Annotated in this window: 1 protein-coding gene; it reads left to right on the forward strand. The window is 59.9% G+C overall.

Annotated elements, in window-relative coordinates; translation table 11 throughout:
- Positions 1-50: 50 nt before the first annotated feature.
- Positions 51-1,103 (forward strand): flavodoxin family protein, encoded by a 1,053-nt coding sequence (locus NMG80_RS02355; RefSeq protein ID WP_254016655.1) that lies wholly within the window; start codon positions 51-53, stop codon positions 1,101-1,103.
- The last annotated feature ends 181 nt before the right edge of the window (positions 1,104-1,284 follow it).

Genomic DNA, 1,284 nt, shown 5'->3' on the forward strand with positions numbered 1-1,284 from the left:
AAAATGGCAACGGCAATGCGCGGCAGAAGGCTCCAAAGCCTCGCAGGGGCATGCCAAGTCCGAAACTCGACGAAAAGGAATTCAAACGCCGATATCGGCAACAGTTCTTCGACCCCGCGTTTTCATCCCTGTCCGGCGAAATCGAGCGCATCGCCGCGGTTGCGTGGGACGCCTACGTGAACTCGCGCAAGGCACCTGTTACCAGGAAGGCTGGGGACGAATTCAACGACCCCTCATACGACTTGTCGATCGACTGGCTTGCCACCCGCGATGCCATCCGCGCAGCGCAAGGAAGGTTCGAAGACCTTGCTCGAGCGCCCTCCATCCTTATCATCAATGGCTCGTCGCGCAGCGAGCACACTTGCCCCGGCGAAATGTCGAAAAGCTTTCGCCTCGCCGAGCAGGCGAAAGACGCTATTGCAGAAAACTTCAGGCTTCATTCGACGATCCTGGATCTGTCGCGAGTGACATCGGAGTTTGGGCGCCAGATCCATCCTTGCAAGGCTTGCTTTTCGACCGCAGCGCCACTCTGCCACTGGCCCTGCTCCTGCTATCCTAACCACTCATTGGGACAGATTCACGATTGGATGAATGACATTTATCCGATGTGGGTCGAGGCCGCCGGCGTTATGATAATCACGCCCGTCAACTGGTACGCGACCAGCTCGCCGGTGAAGCTGATGATGGACCGGCTTGTCTGCGCCGACGGCGGCAACCCCGATCCGACGCTCACCCACGGCAAGGACGCAGCTCGCGGCAAACAAGTCGAACTCGATGGCTGGGACTATCCGCGCCACCTTGCCGGGAGATTGTTCTCGGTCGTTGTCCACGGCGACGTCGAGGGCGCTGAAAATGTTCGGCGTTCATTGTCGGATTGGTTGCGGTTCATGCGGTTGACGCCTGCCGGACCTCAGGCGGAGCTCGATCGCTACATCGGCTACTGGAAACCGTATGCCACAAGCCATGAGGAACTTGATCACGACCCAGCCGTCTTTGAGGAGGTGCGCAATGCTGCGTGCAGCCTGGCGGAAGGCGTTATCTCCCTGCGCGCTGGGCGCTTCCAGATTCCCGGTTCGCATCTGACGGAAGCCAGGAGCAAGTAGATCGTCGAGCAATGGGATGACTGCGAGCTTCAGGTAACGGCGGTGGTTGCCGTTGCGGTCAACATCGGATCGCCCAGGCAGGTAATGCGGTCGCCTTGACGGAGCGGCCGAAGTGGATCGTCAGGCTTGGGCGGAGGGCGTTTGTGGTCGACGAGCGGGTGCCTGAGGGGTTGCCTTTGCG

The organism is Mesorhizobium escarrei (assembly GCF_935825525.1).
Lineage (GTDB): Bacteria > Pseudomonadota > Alphaproteobacteria > Rhizobiales > Rhizobiaceae > Mesorhizobium > Mesorhizobium escarrei.